Consider the following 18,333-nt stretch of genomic DNA (forward strand, 5'->3'; position numbering starts at 1 on the left):
TGATGAATAGTGCGTCCCGGAATAATTAAGTTAAATTTAATCTAATACCAGTTTGAAAAAAGAATGCAACTGGCTTAGAAGCTTCAAACCCATATTCAGTAACTCATCCCCAATCGCAAATCCTTCGACACTCCGACAAGCGCTCGCGCCGAAATCTAAAATCTAAAATCTAAAATCTAAAATTTATAATCTAAAATCTAGAATCTAGGATCTAAAATTTAAAATCTAAAATACTCTAAGACCTTATTTTCTTTTTTGTACTCTATCTAAAGACAGAGGTAAATTTTACACCTGTAGAGCGATGTAGCGGATTGCTCAATTATATATGTTTGATATAAGGCTTTTTAGAGAGCAGAAAGCAGCAGCTAAAATTCTGTGTGGCTTAATCTCACTCAACGAAGTCTCACTCATCGACAGCTTACCCGGAGGGTATTAACATATTATGAATAAACTAACACCAATTCTCATCAGCGGTCTCCTATTATTTGGAGCTGCTGCTTGCACTGAGGGGGCTAAAACTAGCGCCGATGCTCCTAATTCTACCACAGAAAATGTCAAGAGCCCGCCCCCAGCCGAGAATGTTCAAAAAACTCAGTCCGACGCAACTAGCGATGTTCGCAAAGCCCAAGCAAATTCTGATATCAGAGCCAGAGAACAGCGCAACAACGTGACTGGTGGCGATGCAAGCAGAGCCGATGGCGACCTGAAAAGTGAAGTTCGTTCTAAGTTGGAAGTGAACATTACTAAAGGTGCGCTCACTGTTGAGGCAAAAGACGGGGCTGTTACCGTAGGTGGCACAGTTCCGAATCAAACTGATTTAGCTAAAATAGAGCCGCTAGCTAAAGAAATTAAGGGTGTCAAAAGCGTGAATGTTACGGCTGTTGTCGCCCCCGCTGCACCCGCCGCATCGCCTACCAAGTAATAAATTAGAAGGAAGAAGGAAGAAGGAAGAAGGAAGAAGGAAGAAGGAAGAAGGAAGAAGGAAAGTTGGGAATTATAAAATTTTTTTCAAAGCGGATCGTAACGCTTAGGTGACTCTTCCGGGTAGCGGGGTTTTAATTTATAGAGTTTAAGCAGGTACTCTAAAGTCAAACTCAAAACTCGCCTAATACCCGCAATTTTTTCTTCCAAATTTCTGATTGCCAAGACCTGATAATTAGAGAAAACAGGTCGAAAGATAGAGACGGAGTTTATTCCCAGCGACCGATGAAAAATGTTGGGAAAAATGACTAAATGTGATTGATTGCAGCAAGCAGATCGTAAATTCTGTAGTTGTGTAAAAACAGTATTTTTTGAAGGAGAAAAGAAATGGCTTTAGGTCAACACAAACGGGCTGTAGGATCGTTTTCTAATTACCGCGATACGGAACTAGCTTTGCTCGAACTGCAAAGTACCGGGTTTCCGATGAATCAGGTTTCGGTAGTTGGAGAAAATCTCGATCGCAGCGAAATTGCGGGCGCTACCGCTGGTAAGAGTACCGACGAGAAAGTCGGCGGCGGCGTAAAAGCAGGCGCGACAGCGGGAGTCGTGACGGGCGGTTTGATTGGGTTGCTCGGAAGTATTGGGGCGCTGGCGATTCCGGGAGTTGGCCCGGTGATGGCGGGGGGCGCGATCGCCACTCTGCTTGCTGATACTGTAGTCGGAGGCGCGATCGGGGCTGCTGCGGGCGGTTTGGTCGGCGGTTTGGTCGGTTTGGGTGTTCCCGAAGCCAAAGCTCAGGTTTATAACGATCGCCTCTCGCGCGGAGAATATTTGGTATTCGTAGAAGGAACGGATGCTGAGTTGGCCACCGCCGAAGGAATTATGAGCGTGCGGGGCATTCAGGATTGGGGCATTTACGATGTGCCTACAGACACCGGCCGCAGATCGATGGGTCGCCACAAGCGCGCTGTGGGCGTGTTTTCCACTCGCCGCGAGACTGAACACGCGCTGGGAGAACTGAGAACAGGGGGTTTCGACATGGATCGGGTTTCGGTCATTGCTAAGGATGGCGATTCTAAAGGGGATATCGCAGGCATTGACGTGCACGACAGCGCAGACAACAAGGCCGATGAAGGGGCGACTAAGGGTGCGCTCACAGGCGGAACCCTGGGCGGTTTGACTGGCTTGTTGGTAGGTCTCGGCTTGGTGGCAATTCCGGGTATCGGGCCGATTATGCTGGCTGGAGCCTCGGCTACGGCGATCGCCACTACGCTAGCAGGTACTGCTTTGGGTGCGGCTGCGGGTAGCTTGATCGGAGCTTTAGTCGGTTTGGGAATTCCTGAAGAGGAAGCCAGAGCTTATAACGATCGAGTGGCGAGGGGAGATTACTTGGTACTGGTTGACGGCAGCGAAGCAGAAGTCGCTAAAGCTGGGGCTGTTCTGAGCCGCGGAGGCATTCAGGATTGGAACACCTACGACTCTCCCAGCGTGGATACCGCTCGGGCAGATTACGGCACTCCCGGCACTCCCGGCGCTGATACTACGCCTGGTATTTACGACCCCAATCAGGGCGTTGCTGGCAAGCGTCGGGTTTGATCCTTCAGACTTTGTTTGGGTATTAGATCTCTCCAAAAAAGCAAGTCTGGAACAGGCAAGATGCCTGTTCCACAATAATTATTGGAGATGTCTATTATTTCTACCGACGGCTGGGACGATCGCACTGGCGCACTCGGATTGTTTAGGGCGCAGGCGTTTAGCCGAATGCGGGTAAAATTCTCTCAAAAGTCGGCTTTTTCTGTGAAAGCCGGCTTTTGTTTTGTTCGGGAAACCTCAAAAAAGCGACCAAGCAAAAGTTGAATTTTGAGAGTGCGAGCTGGGCTTTGGGTCGGCTGGTCGATCGGCTCTATAAATTTTTACACTCTAAATCCGCAGCGATTTGTGAGTCTGTAACACTCACTACTGCAAGGGTTGCAAACCCTGGAGTATTATCAAATTGGATGACTAAAATTGCAGCAGAGATTGCCCCGTTAGTCAAAGAGCGACTATCTTTAATTATGGGGTGGCTAATTTCAGCAAATTATATCAGGTGAAGTAGCCAGTCCCGCGCGCCGAGTACGGCCTGCGGTGGTCGGCAATTATTAGAATAATTATTGTCGTCGCCTTGGGGCAAGACTTAGGCTGGTCATTGGTTGGCTGTAGCAGCCCAATTGCCTTTGGCAAGACCGGCTAAAGGAATATAGTTTTTCTGGGAATGCCTCAGCGAAGCATTTTTTCCAGCCCAGGAACAGCTTTTATGTCCGGGAGCGCGTCTGGTGTCGGGCGTTCTGTTAATTAGAAGCGCAAGCGCTCATGGATCGAGTAAACATTAACAACAAGCACAGCAGCGCGGGAGTACGGGAACGGCTCGCGGCGCTTTTTTTGGCGAAATCTCAGGCCCATGGCAGCCTATTGCTGGTTTCGCCTGGGACTCGATCGGCCAGGCGAGCGAAACAGCCTTCCTGTTCGATTTCACGCTGCATTGAGCACAGTGGGGGGAGGTGACACTAGCTGAGCTGACCGGGCTCTGCTTTCATGGGCGATCGAAGAAAGAAGGCAAAAACTAAAAGATATTCGGAGTTGAAGCTTCGAGTCCTTATTTCTTTCGGGAACTAATAGAATAGATTTGCTCCCCTGTACCAGCAATTTGTGGGCTGTGAATGTGGCGCGGGTGCCGCCAGCAAGAACCCCAAAAATATGCGATCGACAACTTATCGATTTATCGATATTTTGTAAATAGTTAGTAGTTAATAGTTAGTGATTAGCAGTTAGTATAAATACAACTAACAATTAACAACTAACATCAGCCGCAACTAACTCTTAGCAGCATAAGACTTACAGGCGGAAGCGAGAAACTCGGTTTCTTCATAAATGCCCCTAGCCAAGCCCTACTTTTACGAAAAACCGGGTGGCTTTTCGTGAGTTCTACGTAAATTATCAGGGTGATGCTAGAAATCAACCAGTTTTGATAATTATTACTGCGGCAGTATTGGTTTAAGAACTGACTAGCAAACACGAGCATACAAACTTTCAGACAACATTGAACATCGAGAAATTAAGGAAACTCACTCAATTTTTTTATGAATTTCACTGAGATTTTAAGTGCCGATGAACTTGTAACTAGACATAGAAACGGGGAACGAGATTTTCGAGGAGCCAACCTCATTGCCGCTCATTTGATTGAATCTAATCTCAGTCGAACTAATTTGAGCAGCACTAATTTGAAAGGGGCCAACTTAATTAGAAGTAAACTAATAGGAGCTAATTTAAATGGTGCCGACTTGAGCGGGGCTAATTTATCTAAGGCGAAATTAATTGAAGCGAACCTAGGCAGTTGTAGTTTAACGGGAACTGTGGCGATCGGAGCCGATTTTAGCGGAGCAAATCTCAGCGGAGCAATATTGTCTCGCGCTGACTTGAGCAAAGCTGTGATGACTGGAGCGAGTTTAGTCGGAGCTTGTTTGCTAAGTGGCTCGAAACTAATTGAGGCTAATTTGAGCGGGGCGACGCTGAGCCGAGCAATTATGAGCGGGGTTGATTTAAGCAGAGCAAATCTGACTAGAGCAATTATGAGCGAAGTAGATTTGAACGGAGCAAACCTGAGCGGTGCAAATCTAATTCGGGCTTATCTCAATCGCGGAAATCTCAGCGGTGTCAATTTGGTTGGGGCGATTTTGAGCGAAGCAAGTCTGCGGGAGGCTTGTATTTGTGCTGCTAATTTGAGCGGTGCTGACTTGAGCGGTGCTGACTTGAAAGGAGCTAATTTAAATGGTTCTAATTTGAGCGGTGCTGACTTGCAAGGCGCTAATTTGAGTAAAGCTAATTTGAATGGTTTAATTCTGCATAATGCTGATTTGAGGGCTGCGAATTTGAACAAAGCTTCTCTCAGGGGAGCTGATTTGAGCGGTGCAAATTTATCGGGTGCTAGCTTGCTGGAAGCAGATTTGCGGGGAGCGAATTTGAGTCACGCCAATTTGTCGGGAGCGGGTTTGCTGCTGAGTTCTTTGACAGGGGCAAATTTGACAGGAACTAATTTGTCGGAGGCTAATTTGATTGGGGCTAGCTTGAATGTTGCTAATTTGAACCAAGCGGCTTTGAGCGGGGCTATTTTGCCGAATGGGGCTACTCACAGCCGCGATTGATCGGATGTCCGGTAGCGTGTTGATTGTCAGTTGCGAGCAGGCTAGCGATCGCGCCTCAAGTCAAAAAGCTTCACTTACGTTACGTCGCTTTTTTGCAGTGGCGCGCTACTCGCCGGTGCGAGATCTCGCACCGGCGTTTGACTGGCGACAAAGCGCCCCAAAAAATAGTTGCGAGGGCCCTCGCAACTATTTTTTGGAATTTTTTTGGTAATTTACTTGAAAATTTCTAGAATCCGTGCTATTGTCAAAAGGTTTGAGACATTGTGAGTTAGAGGTAAAACCCCGCAGAATGAAACAATTGGGAACCCATCTGGTCGCTGATGCTTGGGAGTCTCCTGGAGACCTCCTCAACGATCCTGAACGTATCCGCCGCGCCATACTCGATGCGATCGAAGCCGGAGGAGCTACTCTCATCGATTTGTGCGTACACCAGTTTAGTCCTCACGGAGTGACGGCTACTGCAACTTTGGCAGAGTCTCATATAGCAATCCATACTTGGCCTGAACACGGTTATTTTGCAGCAGACTTATTTTTCTGCGGAGCCGGCGACCCTCACCGAGCCATGAAGGTGCTACAGACAGCTTTGGAAGCTAAACAGGTAAAACTCACTGAGTTCACGCGCGGTTTCGAGCCCGGGGTGGGCATTCTAGGTTCTGCTTGTGAAGAGCAGTATGCACCTCGTTTAGTAGAAACGAGTGCAGCCAGAGGATGATAGCCAATTAGCGTAACTTTGAATATTTTATGCTAGGTTTTCGTTAAAATCCCACGGTTCGAGCCGTGGGATTCTTGTTGAAATTTACCGAAGAATTGGGTCTAAAGTCCCGCCGTTCTAGGGCGGCTTTCAAAATCTTTTGTGGCGTTGCTGATTTACGGTATGAAAGGCTAAATATGCCAGTCATAGAAACCACTATCGACAAAGCTTGGGGATTTTTAACTTATTTTTTTTCATACCCTGATTAAGCAACGCCGGAACCAAGAATCCCCACGCGTTTAGGACGCGGAGTGTCACTTTCCCTTTAACAAAGGGCGAACAACTAAATAACCTGCACCGAAGGCAGCAATAACAATCAGAAAAATGGCGATCGCCAACCACAATCCACTTAAGTCTGAGGCTTTTTTGGGTTGAGATCGAATGCGGTAAGGAGTTTCCGGCACCTCTGCAAATAATTTTTCTGGCAGTGTATCCGGCATGGGAGGGGCTGTTGGCTCCGGTAGAGGGAAGGGGAAAGCCACTTTCTGAGGTGGTTGAGGTACGGCAGAGCTAGTCCGCGAGGTTACAGGTGCTGGGGGCTCCGGTTCAACGCTGAAATTGAATTTGACTGAGGGCATTTGAGGCATCCCAGTCTGGGTGACGTTCTGAGCCGAGTTGACTACTTGTTGTAGCTGCTGGGATACTTGAACTACTGTTTCTACTTCTCGCCGCAGTTGTTGATTTTGTTGAACTAATTGCTGGTTGTGGGTTTTGAGGGAGTCGAGCATTGCTTGGGCTGCTTGCAATTCCGCCGTGACTTCTCGATAGAGGGAAATCGGTACCGATGGAGAGTAACTATTTGAGTTTTCAGGGTTCGTATTGTCAGATAAGGTAGTATTTTGCATAATTGTAGATGGCGAGGGTGAACTTTTTTAAGTTTAGCCTGAGAGTATTTGCAATTAGATCGATCGCAACACAATTCGTCAAGATATTTGTTACAGATTTTGAGAGTGAGTTTAATTAAATCTTAGAAGTTTTCAGTCGATCGCTATGAACAACCACCCAACTGCACAAAGTATGTCGCAAAAGTCAAGTACCGAGGAAATGAAATACGGCGAACGCGAGATTTTGGAAGGAGAGTTAATTACTTTCCCGAACCCGCGAGTCGGGCGGCGCTATACGATTAACATTACTTTGCCGGAGTTTACTTGCAAGTGTCCGTTTTCAGGCTATCCCGATTTTGCGGCGATTCACGTTACTTACGTGCCCGACGAGCGGGTGGTCGAGTTGAAGGCGCTGAAGCTCTACGTTAACAGTTATCGCGATCGCTACATTTCTCACGAAGAATCGATCAATCAAATTTTAGATGATTTTGTCGCAGCTTGCGCGCCGCTGGAAGTGACGATTAAGGGCGATTTTCTGCCACGGGGGAACGTGCACACTGTGGTTGAGGTGCGGCACGAGAAGTAGAAGGTTGAGTCTTCTGCGGCTGGTACTGATTGCGGTAGGGGCGTCCTTGAGATTCTCAATCAGCACCGAAAGCATGATTCTGACGCACCGTTTTTTGCTTTCGGTGCGTCAGTGAGATTGTTGGTTTGGCTCGAAAATAACGCTAGAGTAGAACACCCTACTTAATTGCTTCGGAGAGAGATTCTAAGGAGATAAATTGTTTCACATCTAATATTTCGATCAATACCAGTTCTCCGCTGCTAGAATAGTGCAGAATCATTTGCCCTTCATCTTCGGCATAGGCGATCGGGCTATCGGAAATTTCGATCAGCATCGCATCTACATCTTGGCTGTATCTAATCTTTTTCATATCTTGACCTCTTACCCGGATAAGCAGTAATTACTAAAATTTTATCATTATATTCTTGGTAAACCACTCTCAGGACAAGTCCATTCAATCTTTGTTGACAAATAAACTTTCCTTCACCACTTGATTCTAACTTACTAGGAGTTCTAATAGTTTCCGAAATCAAATCTGTTGATATTGTCACCCCGCGACTTTCTAGAATTTCTATTTTTAGTAAGGCGTGTTGACTGAATTCAATCCTTTTTATCACCTTTATTTCCTGTTTAATTATCGTTTTTACCCGGATGTAAGATGGGCATTGCCCACCCTACAATTAGTTTTAATTAGCTAGAGAAGTCTCAGTAATCGCACTTTTGGTCTCTGCTGTTTTCAATTCTGCCAACTTGTCCAAAATCTCCACAACTTCTCGTTCAAATATCACCTGAGCGCGATTAGTGCGCCCGCCGACGTATAGCTTGCCATTTTTTTCCAAAGCCCAAATCTGCGAGTGAGACAGATAGCTCATCATCACGCTGAGCATTAGCAACCCAAAGCCAGTATAAACGAGCGGAATTCCTGGATCGGCTTTAATTTGCAATCCCGTGCTGCCAACAACTTCATCAATTGCCAGCATCACTCCGTTAACTTCCACCGCTGTACCGGCGCGAACTGTAGTTAACAATTTGCCATCAGTACCGTAGACTAACATTGTACCTTGCAAGTCCTTTGCTAGCAGAGAAACTCCTGCACTCAAATCTGGTTTTGTCGGAATCCAAGCACCCCAAATTCGGCCTTTACCTTGGGTATCTAACTGAGCCATTGGCAATTGTAAAACCGGGCTTTTGTTGAGGCGAACTCGGACAGCGGCTAGGCTCCAATCTGCTTGATAAAAGGTTACTCCCCGGTATCTGAGGGGCTCGTTAACGTGAATGGTTTTCCGATCGACCTCTTGGCCTGTTTTGTCCAAAACTGACAGATCCGAGTAAAATTGGTCGATCGCCCCGCTCGGACTATAATCGATCCAGAACCGATTCACACGCACCGACCAATCCTTCGGTATTTGTGGCCCCGCCCAAGGCCCAGCATCAGTGATATTCTGCACCCGAAACGTTTCACCGCTAGGAACCAATTCTTGACCCATAAATCCAGTCATCGAGCCAAACATCGACCCAGCTAAAATAATTAGCATACTCGCGTGAACAATAATCGGGCCGATTTTACCAATTATGCCCTTGCGAGCATAAACTTTTTCACCTTCTCGAAATATGCGGTAATTTTTTTGCTGCAAAAGTTGTTCTAACGAACTTAAAGAAGTTGTTTCTAATTCCGCACTGAGAGCTAATTTTTCAAACTGCTTCGGTTCTGCATAAAATTTCCAGCGGCGGGCGGCTTTTAGTGCCGGAAATTGTCGGGTAAAAGTGCAAGCTGTCAAGCTGCTGCCGAACAAAATTAGGATTGACAAAAACCACCAAGTGCGGTATACGTGGTCAAGTCCTGCAATTAGCACAACTTTCCAAGTTAGGAAGCCGAACAAAGCCGGGTGTTCTGGATAGTTGGATTGGTAAAATTCTACAGATTGACCTTGTTCGATGATGGTGCCGGAAATGCTGAAAAATGCGATCGCCAGCAGCAAGATAATTGCCAGCCGCAAATCTGCCAGCACTGGCAAAAGTTCTCGCTTGAAAAACTTTAGAGGCGCAGTCGCCCAGTCTGATATTTTAGATAGAAATACTTCTTTTGATATCATTGGTAATTGGTAATTGGTAATTGGTAATTGGTAATTGGTAATTGGTAATTGGTAATTGGTAATTGGGTAACACACTACCAATCACAATTAATTAATTCTCTGTATCCTTCAATTTTGTATTGTTTTCGGTAATTCTTAAAGGACTGAAGTCCTTACTACGAACCTTACTACGAATTTTACTGCGAATTTTAGGCGGGAAGAATGCGGGAAAGCAGAGAAAACACGCCAAATCCTACTAATAAAACGCCACTAACAGGCGTAATCCAACTCGACCAACGGCGCAATTCTAACAACTTTTTAATGCTCGCGGTAAAAGTACCTGCTACAATCAGCGGAGCCACGTAGCCCGCAGCGTAAAACAGCAGCAACACACCGCCTAAAACTAGATCTCCAGTTTTGGAAACCCAAGCTAAAAGGGTAGCTAAAACCGGCGTGCTGCACGGAGAAGCTACTAAACCAAAAGTTAAGCCTAATAAGTACGATCGCACGCCCGCAGGCAAATCTTTCGGAACCCAGCCCACAGCGTCAAAAGACGGCATTTGTAAGGGTAAGGCTTCCAGTAAATTCAGCCCCATTAAAATCGCGATGATGCTGACAACGATCGGCAAACCCAGACCAATTTTGCCATAAACTTGACCAGCAAATGATGCTACAATGCCTAAACCCGCAAGAGTTGTCGCCAATCCCAGGGCAAACCATGCCGACTGGGCAGCAGCTTGCAGGCGGCTTTTTGCTTCGTATCCGCCGATGTAGCCGATCGTGATCGGCAACATGGAAAGCATACAGGGCGTCAAGCTCGTTAGCAACCCTGCCAGAAAAATCACTCCGACACTGACTAAACTCAGGTGTGTCAGTTGAGTGTTGACTAAATTATTAGCAAATTGTGCGAGTTGATAAAGTTGGGTTTGCAGGGTTTCCATCGGTCGATTTTAGATTTTAGATTTTAGATTTTAGATTGACTCCGGTGTCATCGAATTGAGATTTTAGATTTTAGATTGACTCTACAGATGAATCTGGGATATTCAACTAAATATCTATTTTTTCGGTTCTCCACGACTTAAGTCGGGGCTTATATCCCTATGCAAGTGAGTTCCGGCGAGTGTGATGTTCTGGCTATGTTGAAAATTGTAACAGATTCGGGTCGCTTCGGTTCAAGATTTGAGATGTGAGCGCGATCGCCTGATTGAGAGTGCTCGCGGGCGATCGTCAACTGCGATAATAGACTTGTTGCAAAAATAGCTAGGACGGGTTCGCCAGCCCATCCACAATTTTTTTTTCTTGTGGGATGGACAGACGAACCCGTCCGAAAATTTGATTCAAAGGACTTTGGCAATTCCAGCCCAATAAGCATCGCGAATTAAATAATTTATACATATTTGTGGGATGGGCGTCCCGCCAGTCATGAGAGGACGGGCGGGACGCCCATCCCACAAAAACCATCAATTTGTAAGTTATTTAATTCTCATTCCTAAGTGATTGCAAGATTATTCACCTTTTCCAATAATCTAAATCATCAAGATAGAGTCATGTTGCCATTTTGGCAGGTTTCAAATTTAGCTAAGCGGACTCCAATAAGTTCTGGGTTTAAATCAGCCTGTAGATCTATAGTGGTTCTCAAAAAAGTGAGGTACGTTGTTGGGATGCGAGCGCTCTTATATTTATTATATAGTAAGCGAGGTCGCATTAAAAACTCCATTTATAGTCATACCTCATCTTTCTAAGAAAGGCTATATGTATTAACCAAAGTGTGGTCTTAAAAAATTAAGTAGATAAATACACTAAACGCTCTTCTAAACCCGGTTTGTGCGAGAAATATTGGTGTGGAAGCGCAGTATTTAAGAAGAAACCGGGTTTCTCACCCGCGCGTGTAAATCCTAAAATATCAACAATTTGAGTTGGTAAATCAGCACCAACACCAAGATTCCTTGTCTGAGGTGCAATACGATGAAAGCAATCTCTTTGAGGCTGAGATTGCTTTCATCGCACGGCTAGCCCAGGAGAGATTTTGGTTAAAATGCGTCCAGGATTGCCAATAGCAGTTAAGTAGACTCTAGGGGAGCCATTGTCAGCCCAGCACGGCTCAATTGCATATGATAAAGTTCTGCTTGCTCTTGCGGGCCAACCCAGACGGTGGCCTGGCCTTCGTTGTGGATTTGGTCGGCGAGTTTCCAAGCTCGATCGCTCGTCATGCCTGGAATGTACTTAGTCAGACATTCCACAACGTGCTGAAACGTGTTGAAATCGTCGTTGAGGACTATTACCCGATAATTTGGATAAGGCTTGCGGGTAACTTGACTCGATCGAACGGGTGCTATGGTTGGTGAAGAGGTCATCGCGCGAACAGCCACTGAAACTACAAAATTTGTAAAAGAGTTACCGATAGCACTATAACACAATTTGAGATTTCTGAACCGAACTCGGCACTTACTGTCCCCTTCGCGGATTTTAGATTTTAGATTCGGGAATGACTTACGGGATTTTGAATGGGAGCATCTCAGTTTTGCATTTACTATAGTGCTATCCCCGAAGAGCGAGTATTGCAGCACTCGCGAGCTCGCGACAGGGCGCACTATAATAATTAATTTTTTCAAAAAAGAGATGCTCCCTTTTGAATTCCTCCACTAAAATACCGATTATTCGCAAACAGTATCAGGATTTTAGATTTCCTGTACGATAGCAACTGCATTGGCAAAATACCATTTTCAGATTGGATTTGCGCCGCCAGATTGGCGGCGCTTTGACGCATTGTTCGATCTGTCATAGCCTGTTGAATCGCTTTTATAAGTCGTTCAACTCAACAGCCTAAAGTTTTGCTAAGGCTCGATCGATATGCACTTTCATTTTTTCGGCCAAGACAGGGACATTGGGTTCTTGAAGAATACTTAGATGATCTCCAGGGATATCATATATGTCTAATCCTCCAACTGCCAGATCCTTCCAGTTTTCCAAAGTGCTAAAGTGACTTTCATCCTTCGCTCGGAACAAAACCGCCCTGCCTGGATAAGGTTGTGGCTTGTAACTGTTGAAAGCGTAATTCCGAAACTCTACTCCAGGATCTACCTTATGATTATTAATCATCATGCCAGAAGTCGATTTAGTCTTCGATTTTAGGATCTTTTTTAACAAATAGGGAAGCCCTTGTTGGCGCAGCTTTTTGAGATGAAAAGCCAGCTTCTGGCTGAATGACAGTTTGTTTTTTCCTGGAATCGCACTATCCAAAAGACCCAGTAAAGCTACCTCCTCACCCTGTAAATGAAGTAGATGTGCCATTTCAAAGGCTACTAAGCCACCTAATGACTCACCCGCTAGGAGGTAAGGCCCTTTAGGTTGATGTTTTTGGATTTCTTTGAGATAGCGAGTTGCCATATCTGCAACACTCACTAAATCCGTTGGTGATTTGTCAAGTTTATCCTTTTGGAACATACTGACTTCCTCGTTGAGATAAACTCCATAACAGGTCTGGTCTTTGCCGAGGTGTCTTGACAAATCATAGTAAAGAAATATGCCGTAAATGAAGAATAAAGGTAGTTTGGAACTGCCTTCCTGAATCGTGACTAAAGCCTGTGCAGAAGACAAACATCCTTCTTCGCGAAGGGTGTTAGCCAACTGCTGAATCGTTGGTGATTGGAAAAGAATAGCTAAAGATAGCTCTTTCTTGTAGGTTTCCTCTATTTCACGAATTAGCGATATCGCTAATAGGGAATGTCCTCCCAACTCGAAAAAATTATCTGTGGTACTGATGGGTGAAGTATGCAATACTTTTTCCCAAATCTTGATGAGTTGAATTTCCAAATCATCCTGGGGACGGGCCAATTCTCTTGGCTTTTCTTGCTGTACTTTATTTGTCGTCTCGGAGGGAGCGGGAGGATTGGGTGTGGCGGATTCGACTGGTTTTGCTTCGCGAGATTGTTCGGGTACGGGTAGAGCTTTACGATCGACCTTACCATTAGGTGTTAGGGGTAGAGCTTCCAAGAAAACAAAGATAGACGGCACCATATATTCTGGTACGTAGTCTTTGAGCAGACTTCGCAGTTCTTGGATGGTGGGGTTCTGATTGTTGAGGGCGACAATATAACCCACTAGACGCTTGTCGCCTGGAACATCTTCCCTGACGATGACAACGGCCTGCTGCACCTTGGGGTGTTTGACCAAAACAGACTCGATTTCACCGAGTTCAATCCGAAAACCGCGAATTTTGACTTGAAAATCTAGGCGACCCAAACACTCAATATTTCCATCTGGCAAATAACGCGCTAAGTCCCCCGTCTTGTAGATTCGTTCGCTTTCCCGAAATGGATTAGGAATAAATCTCTCTGTGGTTAAATCGTCACGCTGCAAATAGCCCCGGGCTAATCCTGAACCACCAATATGTAATTCCCCAGCCACCCCAATGGGAACGGGTTGCAGGAGAGGATCTAAGATGTAGATATCGGTGTTGGCGATCGGCTTACCAATTAAAATTCGCTGTTCGGCATCTTTGACTTGATAAACCGTTGACCAAACTGTTGTTTCTGTCGGCCCGTACATATTCCAAAGTTCTGTACCTTTGGTTAACAATTGGGCAGCCAATTCTTTGGGCATGGCTTCCCCACCGGAGAGCATTTTCATCCGGGACTGACCTTCCCAACCCGGTTCCAGCAATAATAATCGCCAAGTCGCTGGGGTAGCTTGCAGGATCGTAATCCCCAATTGGACGATCGTCCTTAATAACTTTCTGCCATCCATGGCAGCTTCCCGACTCAGGATGACAACCTGCGCTCCCACAGTCAGGGGTAAGTACAGTTCTAAGACTGCAATATCAAACGAGAGTGTGGTGACAGACAGCAAAATATCCGCCTCACAGATTCCCGGTTGCTCGCGCATCGAACGTAAAAAATTGACTGCGCCGCGGTGAAGAACTTGTACGCCTTTGGGCTTACCCGTAGAACCAGACGTGTAAATGACGTAGGCCATATTTTCTGGCGTAACACTTGCGATCGGTGTTTCCTGACTCTCTTGGGCAATGAGAGACCAATCCGCATCCAAACAGATGACCAATGCTTCTTTGGCTGCTTTGGTAGGCAGGTTCTTGACAAGCTGCTGTTGTGTTAACAATAGTTTGGCTTCGGAATTCTCGATCATGTATTCCACGCGATCGTCCGGGTAGTTCGGGTCTATGGGAACATAGGCTCCGCCCGCCTTCAGCACACCTAATAATCCCACCAGCATTTCCAGAGAACGATCGACACAAATGCCAACTAAATCATCTGGTTTTACCCCTTTTTTTTGTAAATAGTGGGCTAGTTGATTGGAGCGTTGATGCAGTTCTTGGTAAGTTAATGTTTGACCTTCAAAGGAAACCGCAATTTTCTCTGGAGTTGCTTCTGCTTGTTGAGTCACTAAGTGGTGGAGGCATCGATCTTGTGACTCATCTGTTTGAGTCTGATTCCATTCCACAAGCAACAAATTTTTCTCTTTGTCTGGCAACAACGGCAATGCAGAAATCGGTTGTTCTGCATGAGCCACAATCCCAGCCAACAAAATCTGGAAATGCTCGTTCATTCGTTCAATGGTTTCTGCATCAAACAAATCCCTGCTGTAAGACCAACTCCCCTCCAATCCTTCGCTGGTTGGTTTTAAGTACAAAGTTAAGTCAAACTTCCCTTCGTTATTTTCAATCACCCAAGGACTTGCTGTTAATTTTGACAGATCGATCGTTTGGAAGGGAATATTTTCCTCAAAGACAAAGGTCACTTGAAACAGAGGAGAATAGCTCAAATCGATCTCGGGACAAAATTGATCGACCAACAAACAATAGGGTACATCTTGATAGGCTTGCGCTAACAAAACGACTTTCCTCACTCGTCCCAGAAACTCTAGGAACGTGGGATTGCCGGACATATCTGTACGAAGGGGGACAGCATTCACAAAATTTTCTGAATTCACACGGCTCACAAAAGGGGAGCCAACAATCACGTCTTCTGTACCTGTATAGCGATACAGCAAAATATTAAAGGCGGCTAACAGGGTTGTTGAGAGAGTGACCCCTTCCTGCTCGGCCAATATACCTAAGGCAGTCGCGATTTCCCCAGAAATGCCAAAAGACAGAGAAGCTTCCCGAAAGGATTGCTCTGGGGGGCGCGGTCGGTCAGTGGGTAGGGGTAATAAAGGAGGGGCTCCAGCAAGTTGTTTTTTCCAATAGGCTAAGGAGTCTTGAAGGGGGAGCTTTCGTACCTCTGACATCAGAGTTGCATAGGATGTTTCGTAGATTGCCCGATCGATAGATTGGAATTTGGGATCGTAATACAAGATTAATCTCAGGATCCCCAAGGCTGCAACCCATTCTTTAGCTCGTATATATTTCTGGATTTCGTAAGGCAATCGATCGCCAAAAAGCTTAGTCCAGTGTTTTTTTCCTTCTTCATAGGCAACTAGATATTCTTCTTTTTTAGTTTGTTCAACGTAACTCCATTGCTGAGAATGATCTCGAATTGCATGGATCAGAAAGTAGGTCGATTTACTGGATATATTATTGCCAGTGTAGCGATATTGAGAAACGACTTCACCGTGGAAATAGACAGGAAAATTACGGGCAATTCGCAAACATAAATTGTAATCTTCGATCGCTAATACACTTGGATCAAATGCACCGATAGACTCAATGGCGACAGTATCGAGGGCAGCACGGCGAAACATAATACAACCGCATTGAATCCTATGCCGGATAGCTAAAATAGTTTCATAATTAGCAACTTCAGGCTGATTCTCATATTTCTCTTCTACTTTGTAGGAGCCATCAGGTTGAATGGAATAGAAGAAATAACGACCAAAGACAAAGCCCACCTCTGGCAGGGCGTTGAGATGCTTGACTCCAATCTCGATCGCTTCAGGTAACAGGCAATCATCACTATCCAGGAAAAGAATATACTCTCCCGTACTAACCCGCAGACCAGTATTGCGTGCAGCCGCCACACCTTGGTTATTTTGATAGACGTATGTTACTTTCGGGTAGCGATCGCAGATTTCTTTCGTATCATCAGTAGAGCCATCGTCTACTACGATCACCTCAAACGGAGGGTAGCTTTGTTCCAGAATGCTCTCAATTGCTTCCGGTAAAAATTGGGCGCAATTATAAGATGGAATCACTACCGATACATTTTTTGTCATTTTCTAGACTCCCAAAGTTATGTTAAAAGTTTCTGCACCCAATATTTAAAATATATCTCTCCAGACATCTATCTGTCCACACATTTATCTGTCCCCACATCTATCTGTTACAACAAAATTGCTATAGCAAGGGGAAAAGTGCCGATTTTGCGAGGTCGGGAGGTCTTTACTATCCCTTCCGTCCCACACATGGCTCGATCTCCACAGGTTAAGATACCGTGCAAGGCAGTGGAAATACCTAAAATACCACACCTATTTTTACATCCATTTAAGTAGGTAGGTAGGCGAGATTAAATAAACTTTATTATGTAACAATATGTAAACAAGGCTAACGAGTGCTGCTAGATGTGTATTTGAATACTTTACAATCGTTTACATATTTGCATTTTACAGCGCCGACCTACTTAGTGGTCTACAATTAATGTTTTTCGCATTCTTAATCCTTGTATAGAAATGGTTACATCGAATTACATCATTACTTTTGCAGGACTAAGCGAACCTATTAAGTTATAGCGGTTCTCACAAAGATTCGCGGACGTTGTTGGGAAGAAGGCCCTCTTGATTTAAGCGTTTATGTAAGCTGTCAGCCATACCTCATCTTTTTGAGAAAGGCTATATACCATTTGTTAAAAATGATGCGACTGTATTTGCAGAGTGTGTCGCTCTCTTTCAATGCCAGGCATTGAATCGACTTTTCGACTGGCGATGCACCTTAGATATCGGGGAAAATCAACAAATCCAACAATTGTTATGTCGCACGATTTCTGAAAGATGGTATTAGGATAATCGGTAATCGATAGTTGGTAATCAGTAGTCGGAAATCAGAAAAAAGCTTTCAGGTTAAAAGCTTAAAAGCCCCTCACCAATTACCAATTACCAATTACCCATTACCGGTATTAGTAGCGAGAACTTCAGTCCTCGGAAACAAAAACTAAAGTCCCCACTACAAACCGATAAAAGTTCGTAGTGAGGACTTCAGTTCTAAAACTCAGATGTTACTAAGCCGCAGCCAAATTTGCTGCTGCGAAATCCCAGTTAGCCAAATTGTCTAGGAAATTAGCAATGTAATCGGGACGGCGATTTTGGAAATCCAAATAATAAGCGTGTTCCCACACATCCAAAGTCAGCAAAGGAGTTTGGCCGTGTGCTAGCGGGGTGTCAGCGTTAGCAGTTTTGGTAACTTTCAAAGTACCGTTGTCCACAACCAGCCAAGCCCAGCCGCTGCCGAACTGAGTTGTCGCAGCAGCCTTAAATTCTTCTTTGAATTTGTCGAAGCTGCCAAAGTCGGCATTGATTTTATCAGCTAAAGCTCCTGTCGGAGTGCCGCCGCCGCCCGCTTTGAGGGAATTCCAAAAGAAATTGTGGTTCCAAACTTGACCTGCATTGTTGAAGATGCCGGCTTTGGATGGATCTTTGGCAGATTCCATTACAATTTCTTCTAGGGATTTGCTGGCTAGTTCGGTGCCTTCAATCAGTTTGTTGAGATTGGTCACGTAAGCAGCATGGTGCTTGTCGTGGTGGAACGAAAACGTGTTGGCCGACATATGACCTGACTCTAGGGCGTCAGCGGCGAAGGGTAATGGTGCGAGTGTAAATGCCATTGTGTTCAATCCTCTCTTGGTGGCTTTTTTGGGTTGACTTTCCGGCTTTTGTATGATTTGAGCCTAGAGTCGCTAGCTTGAGTTTATCAAGCTGTGGTAAATAATTCTTTACAATTTTCATATTTTATCTCAGTTGCAGCATTTTAGAAGTTTGAATTCTACTTTTCACCAAATCTACTAATACCAGGTTTCACATAGCACAAACATTGCCTAAAAGTCAACCCGCCTGGGCAATATATAAAAGTTGGTAGGAA

The 18,333-nt window shown here is 45.2% G+C and carries 15 protein-coding genes; 7 read left to right on the top strand and 8 right to left on the bottom strand.

Annotated elements, in window-relative coordinates; translation table 11 throughout:
- Positions 1 to 442: 442 nt before the first annotated feature.
- The 6 genes from JGK16_RS03460 to speD all read left to right on the top strand — a co-directional run bounded on the left by JGK16_RS03460 (position 443) and on the right by speD (position 5,811).
- Complete coding sequence (locus tag JGK16_RS03460; protein WP_293189531.1) at positions 443 to 922, top strand: BON domain-containing protein; 480 nt, start codon at positions 443 to 445, stop codon at positions 920 to 922.
- Entirely contained in the window at positions 870 to 1,031 is a 162-nt protein-coding gene (locus JGK16_RS03465) for a hypothetical protein (RefSeq protein ID WP_293195869.1), read from the top strand. The genes JGK16_RS03460 and JGK16_RS03465 overlap by 53 nt, the downstream gene beginning before the upstream one ends.
- A 277-nt stretch (positions 1,032 to 1,308) precedes the next feature.
- Entirely contained in the window at positions 1,309 to 2,517 is a 1,209-nt protein-coding gene (locus JGK16_RS03470) for a general stress protein (RefSeq protein ID WP_293189529.1), read from the top strand.
- 87 nt (positions 2,518 to 2,604) lie between these two features.
- Positions 2,605 to 2,778, top strand: coding sequence for a hypothetical protein (locus JGK16_RS03475; RefSeq protein WP_293202756.1), 174 nt, complete (start codon positions 2,605 to 2,607; stop codon positions 2,776 to 2,778).
- Between the two features lie 1,259 nt (positions 2,779 to 4,037).
- A complete protein-coding gene (locus tag JGK16_RS03480) occupies positions 4,038 to 5,099 on the top strand; it encodes a pentapeptide repeat-containing protein (RefSeq protein ID WP_293176474.1) in 1,062 nt (353 codons plus the stop codon).
- A 289-nt stretch (positions 5,100 to 5,388) separates the two neighbouring features.
- Positions 5,389 to 5,811, top strand: coding sequence for an adenosylmethionine decarboxylase (speD, locus tag JGK16_RS03485; RefSeq protein ID WP_293176472.1), 423 nt, complete (start codon positions 5,389 to 5,391; stop codon positions 5,809 to 5,811).
- Between the two features lie 293 nt (positions 5,812 to 6,104).
- Here speD and JGK16_RS03490 read toward each other — a convergent pair whose 3' ends face one another.
- The gene (locus JGK16_RS03490) at positions 6,105 to 6,695 is read right to left on the bottom strand and encodes a hypothetical protein (RefSeq protein WP_293189527.1); all 591 of its coding nucleotides are present in this window, start codon (positions 6,693 to 6,695) and stop codon (positions 6,105 to 6,107) included.
- A gap of 145 nt (positions 6,696 to 6,840) precedes the next feature.
- Between JGK16_RS03490 and queF the strand changes: the two genes are divergently transcribed.
- Entirely contained in the window at positions 6,841 to 7,260 is a 420-nt protein-coding gene (gene queF, locus JGK16_RS03495; protein WP_293176468.1) for a preQ(1) synthase, read from the top strand.
- 157 nt (positions 7,261 to 7,417) lie between these two features.
- On the opposite strand, the gene JGK16_RS03500 is transcribed toward queF, so the two are convergent.
- The 7 genes from JGK16_RS03500 to JGK16_RS03530 all read right to left on the bottom strand — a co-directional run bounded on the left by JGK16_RS03500 (position 7,418) and on the right by JGK16_RS03530 (position 18,079).
- On the bottom strand, positions 7,418 to 7,609 hold the full coding sequence (locus JGK16_RS03500) for a DUF2283 domain-containing protein (RefSeq protein ID WP_293176466.1): 192 nt from the start codon (positions 7,607 to 7,609) through the stop codon (positions 7,418 to 7,420).
- On the bottom strand, positions 7,596 to 7,856 hold the full coding sequence (locus JGK16_RS03505) for a DUF4258 domain-containing protein (protein ID WP_293176464.1): 261 nt from the start codon (positions 7,854 to 7,856) through the stop codon (positions 7,596 to 7,598). The genes JGK16_RS03500 and JGK16_RS03505 overlap by 14 nt, the downstream gene beginning before the upstream one ends.
- A 69-nt stretch (positions 7,857 to 7,925) precedes the next feature.
- The gene (locus tag JGK16_RS03510; RefSeq protein WP_293189625.1) at positions 7,926 to 9,332 is read right to left on the bottom strand and encodes a cytochrome c biogenesis protein; all 1,407 of its coding nucleotides are present in this window, start codon (positions 9,330 to 9,332) and stop codon (positions 7,926 to 7,928) included.
- Between the two features lie 188 nt (positions 9,333 to 9,520).
- On the bottom strand, positions 9,521 to 10,252 hold the full coding sequence (locus JGK16_RS03515) for a cytochrome c biogenesis protein CcdA (RefSeq protein WP_293145339.1): 732 nt from the start codon (positions 10,250 to 10,252) through the stop codon (positions 9,521 to 9,523).
- 1,119 nt (positions 10,253 to 11,371) lie between these two features.
- The gene (gene clpS / locus JGK16_RS03520) at positions 11,372 to 11,665 is read right to left on the bottom strand and encodes an ATP-dependent Clp protease adapter ClpS (protein ID WP_293145351.1); all 294 of its coding nucleotides are present in this window, start codon (positions 11,663 to 11,665) and stop codon (positions 11,372 to 11,374) included.
- 469 nt (positions 11,666 to 12,134) lie between these two features.
- Positions 12,135 to 16,478, bottom strand: coding sequence for an amino acid adenylation domain-containing protein (locus JGK16_RS03525; protein WP_293202759.1), 4,344 nt, complete (start codon positions 16,476 to 16,478; stop codon positions 12,135 to 12,137).
- Between the two features lie 998 nt (positions 16,479 to 17,476).
- Positions 17,477 to 18,079 carry a superoxide dismutase gene (locus tag JGK16_RS03530; protein ID WP_293176460.1) on the bottom strand — a complete coding sequence of 201 codons (603 nt, stop codon included), beginning with the start codon at positions 18,077 to 18,079 and terminating at the stop codon, positions 17,477 to 17,479.
- Positions 18,080 to 18,333 lie beyond the last annotated feature (254 nt).

It is taken from the genome of Microcoleus sp. PH2017_09_SFU_O_A, from assembly GCF_020738625.1.
In the GTDB taxonomy this organism is placed as follows: Bacteria; Cyanobacteriota; Cyanobacteriia; order Cyanobacteriales; family Microcoleaceae; genus Microcoleus.